4 protein-coding genes and 1 tRNA gene are annotated in these 6,116 nt (G+C 60.1%); all 5 read right to left on the reverse strand.

Translation table 11 applies throughout. From position 1 onward, the window contains the following. Positions 1-160 precede the first annotated feature (160 nt). The gene (locus MUO23_03905; GenBank protein MCJ7512096.1) at positions 161-874 is read right to left on the reverse strand and encodes a DUF4386 domain-containing protein; all 714 of its coding nucleotides are present in this window, start codon (positions 872-874) and stop codon (positions 161-163) included. 145 nt (positions 875-1,019) lie between these two features. After that, on the reverse strand, positions 1,020-1,292 hold the full coding sequence (locus MUO23_03910) for a hypothetical protein (protein MCJ7512097.1): 273 nt from the start codon (positions 1,290-1,292) through the stop codon (positions 1,020-1,022). A 197-nt stretch (positions 1,293-1,489) separates the two neighbouring features. Further along, positions 1,490-4,201, reverse strand: coding sequence for a tetratricopeptide repeat protein (locus MUO23_03915; GenBank protein ID MCJ7512098.1), 2,712 nt, complete (start codon positions 4,199-4,201; stop codon positions 1,490-1,492). 700 nt (positions 4,202-4,901) lie between these two features. Further along, positions 4,902-4,975 (reverse strand) — tRNA-Arg (locus MUO23_03920). Positions 4,976-5,010: 35 nt separating this feature from the next. Continuing rightward, positions 5,011-6,116 (reverse strand): response regulator (locus MUO23_03925; protein MCJ7512099.1); only part of this gene is annotated, 1,106 nt, incomplete at its 5' end.

Here is a 6,116-nt window from a genome sequence, read left to right on the forward strand (position 1 = left end):
CCGACCACTTCATAGCCCCGATCAAGCGCGTGTTGCACCATGTACTGGCCAAGCTTCCCGGACGCGCCGATAATGCAAATCTTCATCTTTCTGTCCTGGACTCGAACGAGCTTGTTACTTGTGTTCATTTCGCTCTCCTTTGAATGCTGTGGGTGAGTTCTCAGCCAATCTCAACTAAGGCTGGTTGTTGATCCTTTACCCCTCTAATCAGAAGCCATAGGAAGATTGGTAACTCGCCAATCATGACTACTTGCGATACTGGAATGAGAAGCGTGTTGTAGTCAGGAAAGAGAAAGGTAGAAAGGAAACTGAGAAGATGTCCAAAACAGCCGACTACAAGTAGAACGCCCAGCACTCTAGGGACAATCCTCGATTTGTAGACAAGTATCCCGAGGGGAATGAGCCAAAGACCCCAGAAGAGCTCGGCTACCATCATCCCATGTTGATACATATCGAAGAAGAACATCGATAGTGTTTGCGATTGAGCCGGATTGAAGGCTGAGAGATGTCCAGAATCGGTTAGGAGCAGGATGGGAGCGTACTGATTGAGCATATTGAGGATGTTTACAGGAACACTGGCAACGACGAGCATCACCATCAGCCTGGCTTGGCCCTTGTCCACTGATTCAAACAAGTTGTATAGTGCAAGTACCAAGAGCAAGAAAACGACATAGCCGACTATCCAACTCACGAAACCGAGCCGGAATAGCCACTCAGATGCCAGAATACTCTTGGCTGTGGCCAAGGCATCGCCCGGCACATAGGTCTTTGAATCCACAACAATCCCGCTGAATATCATGAACACATCCATAATGAGGTACAGGATCCCTGCGCCTCTTGCGGCCTTCTTGAGTGAAGTCCTTTTCTCTTCCATCTCTATCTCCTTTTCGGAACGATATGGTTGAGTTTCATTGAATTGGACTTGCATAGAATTGTGGCGCCCTCCGACTACCGGTCGGCGAAATGGGCTGGAAATGTTGTCAAAGGAAAACCTCCTTTCCAGGGTGCCTATCCATTTACTACTCGACATCTGGCGCATCTGCCTGGCCGGGTCGGGCAGGCCCAACCGAGACCAATACCATCCCCAGATCACGCGCTTTCCTTAGCAATCTATGCAGCGCGGCCTGATCGGTCACAGGGCCGGTGAGCAGCGTGTAGCCGCCCTCCTCCAGCGTGATGGCCAGGCCCTCAAACCAATCGGCCCACCGGTCATCCAGGTGTCCTTTGATGCGGATTTCGTAGCGCTGAGGTTGGTTATGTCTTTCATCGTATGTTTGTTTGTCACTCTTCATGCGCCTCGTGTTTGTCCTTTCGTTGTTTATCTGCCCAAAGGATACCGCCGGAGGTGGTGAGGTGTCATCGCTATATGTGTTGATTGATGTGTTGATTGATGTGTTGAGTCCTAATCGGGAGGTTGTGATGGAAATAGAAAGCCCTGGCAGGTGGTTCGAGCCACGTGCCAGGGCCAGAGGTGATGATTGCGTATCAGCTAAAACAAAGCGAGTTCCTCAGCGCGGCGGACGGCTGCCCGGCGGTTGTTCACCCCCAGCTTTTTGAAGATGTTATTGGTATGGGTGCGCAGAGTGTGGAGCGACACGATCAGTTGTTGGGCAATTTCTGGGCCGCTCAATTCGGTTCGGAGCAGCTTGAGCACTTCCAGCTCGCGCTCGCTCAAAGGCTCTATCATGTCTGAGTCGTGATGGATAATTGGTGTTCTTGGCGCAGCCACTGGTTGTGTAAAAGCAGCCAGGAGTTTGTCCGCATAGGCGCTTAGCGGATGGCCTCGATCGCGCGATTGTTCTTCAATTAGCAATCGCATCGCTTCGCCTTCATCCACAAAGATGCGAACAGAGCCTTCCGGCTCGGCCAGGGCTAGGGCGCGCTCCAGCGGCGGGAGGGCGTTGGACAAGTCGTTCTGCGCCTGGCAGGCCAGGGCTTGCAGCAGCAGGATTTGGATGGCGCTGCCCATGCGGCCGCCCGTCTCTGCCGCTTGAAGAAGACGCCCCAGTAGCCGGGTAGCCTCGTCAAGGGAACCAGCCTCCCGATCGCTCCTACCGGCGGCGATCAGCACTCGGGCCAGCGTGATGTGCTCGAACTCGCGCGTGTAGCGGATGTCAGCATCCGCCGATAGCCCTTGCTCACGCGCCCACCTCTGGGCTTCGGCCAGCCTGCCCTGCTTGAGCCAGACCCGCGCCTTCAAGGCCGGAACGGGACGCACTTCGGGCAGGGGGCCTCGAATATGCACTCGCTCCGCCTCATCAAGCAGAGCGAGCGCGCCATCCAGGTCTCCCTGCGCCTCCTTCAAGCGCGCCTGGGAAACGCACAGGCGATGCGGCCAATCCGTCAACGTGGTCTGCTCGCCCACCGTTTGGCTGGTCTGCAAGTGTTGCGCGGCGGCTTCCAGGTCGCCCCGTTCAAGGTAAAGCTCCCCGAGACCGCGATACAAGTCTGCCGTTCCAAGGGGCATGGGCTCGCCCAGGCCTGTCGCGAGGCGTATTGAATGCTGATAGCTGCTTTCCGCCTCGTGGAGGCGGCCCAGCGCCACCCTGATGTCGGCCAGGAGGAATGTGGTGCCGATCAGGGTCAGGATATCGCCGGTCTTCCGCAGGTTCGTATGGAAATCGGCCAGGGAACGCTCGGCTGCCTCCATGTCTCCGCTTGCATACAGGGCAAGCACCAGGAGCGAGGTGGCCTGGATGTGCGTGGCCTGGTCATCTTCAGGGGTGAGTTCAAGCGCCTGCTGGGCATACTCTACGGCACTGGGGACATTGCCAAGCGCCAGGGAGCGGAAGGCCCGGGCGGTGGCGATCGAAGCTGGCAACGAGCGAAACTGCTCTTTATCCACGACGACCATCTTGTCCGTCGGCGTATCCAGCCAGCACTCGGCGTCATGCAAGCGGGCCTCGCTGGCCTCCAACTCGCCGCCATCCAGCAACGCCCAGGCATAGCCCAGGCTTAGCACCGGCCGGATGCGGATCAACCCGTCAGGTAGCGCTTTGACCCAGCCAAGCCATGTGGAGGATTGGTAACTGAGGGCCATTGCTGACCAGGCCAGTTCAATCAATCCCGCGGCGCGCTCAAAGTCCTCGGCGGCAAGCGCGTGGCGGATGGCATCGGGCGGCAGTCGGCTCTGTTCATACCACTCGCTCGCCCGCCGATGGAGCGTGGACACGCGATCGGGTTGCGCCTCCAGCAAGTGCGCTTGGAGGACTTCGGCGAAGAGGTGGTGATAGCGATACCACTGGCGCTGATCGTCAAGCGGAATGAGGAACAGGTTGCCGCGCTCCAGGGTTTCCAACATTTCCCTGCTGCCATCTTGTGCGGTCACGGCATCACACAGGGGACCACTCAAGCGGTCGAGAATAGCGGTTTGCAGTAGAAAGTTGCGCACATGTTCAGGCTGGCGTTGCAGAACCTCTTCGACCAGATAGTCCAGGATGAAATGGTGGCTGCCGGTGAAAGACCTGATGAAACCGGCGGTGTCTGATCGCCCCTGCATGGAAAGGGCGGCCAACTGCAGGCCGGCGATCCAACCTTCGGTGCGGGCTTCGAGCGCGGCGATGTCTGCATCTCCCAGGTTCAACCCCATCATCCGATTGAGGAATTCAGCGGCCTCGGCGCGGGTGAAGCGCAGGTCGGTTGCGCGCAGTTCGGTCATTTGGCTCCGGGCACGCAACCGGGCCAGGGGCAGATCTGGATCCTCACGGGTGGCGATGACCAGGTGCATCTGGGGCGGCAGATGCTCGAGCAGAAAGGCGAGGGCGTTCTCAACCGGTTTGGCATCAATCACGTGGTAGTCGTCAAAGACGAGGACCGAATCTTCCGGGAGGGTGGTGATCTCGTTGAGCAGGATGGGCAGGACCGATACGGGGGCTGGTGGCTGAGGCGATTGGAGCGTCCTCAACACCCCTGCGCCGATGTTCGCCGCAATCGTCTGCAAAGCGGCGACGAGGTAAGTCAGAAAGCATGCGAGGTCGTTGTCCCCTTCGTCTAGCGACAGCCAGGCAACCGGTCGCCCGCAACCGGCGACCCATTCGCTGACCAGCGTGGTCTTGCCAAAGCCGGCGGGGGCAGAGATGAGGGTCAGCTTGCAGCCCGAAGAGAGGCCCCCGTTCAGCCGCTCGATCAGGCGCGGGCGGAGGACAAGGTTGGCCCGGGGCGGGGGGACATAGAGCTTGGTGGCCAGAATCGCAGTGGGCACGGGTCAATTGTAGACCGCGCCCCCGCAAGTGTCCAAGATAGGGGGAAGATCCGAGTGTATCGAAATGGACCCTGGGAAAACACCAGAAACTCCGACCGGTCGGCTAGGCCTCAGATAGCCTCTTGGATCTATCGCGGCGAAGCCGGTTTGATCGACCTCAGGGTCAGTCGACAGCGTGAACCGTGGATGGCTGTAGTCAACCGCGCGTGCGATGCGCGGCAGGCCCCAAGAAGCATTCTCCGGTGATGCCTGCAGTTGACTGGTGTTGCCTAGAGGCGACGATGGGATTTGAACCCATGATCAGGGTTTTGCAGACCCCTGACACCAGGTGTCGCTGGAGCCATATCTTGGCCGCGTCGAAAGCCATAACCTGGCCGCTAGGCCGCGATCTCCCGCACAAGATCACACCCCGGACTGCCCCTTGGCTGCTCCGCGTAAACCATGACTTGGTCGAAAGAGGAAACAAACATGTTCTGGCCGTTCCGGCCATATCATGCTTGTAGCAACAGGAAGGGTAGTACGCGAGGCCCACACCGTCGCCCAGCACGTTGAATGGGCGGGGGGGTATAGACAGTAGCGCAACCGGGCGTTGGGGACGCGGTTGCAAGCATGATTCGGCCGTGGGCAATTGCAGGCATAATCTGGCCGGAACGGCCAGATTATGCTTGTAGTCACAACAACGAAAGTCGGGAAAGCCAGGTGCCCCAGGAGGGAATTGAACCCCCAACCTTGGCCTTAGGAGTGCCCTGCTCTATCCTTTTGAGCTACTGGGGCTTGCGGCCGATTATACAGCCCGACCGCGGTCGGGCTTAGCTGCCCTTCAGGCGCAGGCGGTAGGGGGTCACCGGCTCGCTGCGGCCGGCGAGCTCCACCGGCGGCAGCTTCTCGGCCTTCACCCCGGGGGCGCGGGCCAGAGTCGCATCGCTGACCAGCACCTCGCCGCCGCGGGCAAGCTCCTGCAGCCGCTTGGCGACATTGACCGTGTCGCCGACGACGGTGTAGTCCATCACCTTCTCCGAGCCGATGTTGCCGACAATGGCCTCGCCGGTGTGCAGCCCCACTCCTAGGCCCAGCGCTTGTAGGTCCGCATCCCCGTCGCGGCGCAGGTCGCTGAACAAGCGCTGCATCTCGACCGCCGTCTTGACTGCCCGCTCGGCATCGTCCTCGGCGGCCAGCGGCGCCCCGAAAAAGGCCATCAGCCCGTCGCCTAGGTACTTGTCGAACGTGCCCCGAAAGGTGAACACCACCTGGCTCAAGGACCGGAAGAAGCGGTTCAGCGTCTCGACGACCACCGGGGCTGAGGTGCGTTCGGTGTAGCGGGTGAAGCCGCGGATGTCGGCGAACAGCACCGTCACCAGGCGCGCCTCACCCCCCAGCTTCAGGTAGCGTTCGGGATCGGTCAGGATGACATCGGTGACGTCCTCGGCCATGTAGCGGTCGAGCACCTGGCGCAGCAGGCGGTTGCGGGCCTCGACCTCGTCGTTCAATCGCTTCAGGCGCAGCAGCGAGCGCACCCGGGTGAGCAGGATGATCGAGTTGTAGGGTTTGGTGACGAAGTCATCGGCGCCGGCCTCGATGGCTTTGATCTTCTCTTCCTCGCTGTCCAGTGCCGTAACGATCACCACCGGCACGAAGCGGGTTTGCGGGGCAGCCTTGATCTCGCGGCACAGCGTCAGGCCGTCCATGCGCGGCATCTGGATGTCGACCAGCGCCAAGTCTATCGGGCGCGAGCGGGCGATCTCCAGTGCCACCACCCCGTCGGGAGCGGTGTAGACCTCGGCGCCGGAGCCGCGCAGGTAGGCCTCCAGCAGGTCGCGATTCAGCCAGTCGTCGTCCACGACCAGCACCCGCGGCGGTCGGTTGAAGACCGAGTTCAGATCCATCCCCATGCCCGAGCGCCTCTCCATCAGGCGCC

It is taken from the genome of Anaerolineales bacterium (genome assembly GCA_022866145.1).
Classification (GTDB): Bacteria; Chloroflexota; Anaerolineae; order Anaerolineales; family E44-bin32; genus PFL42.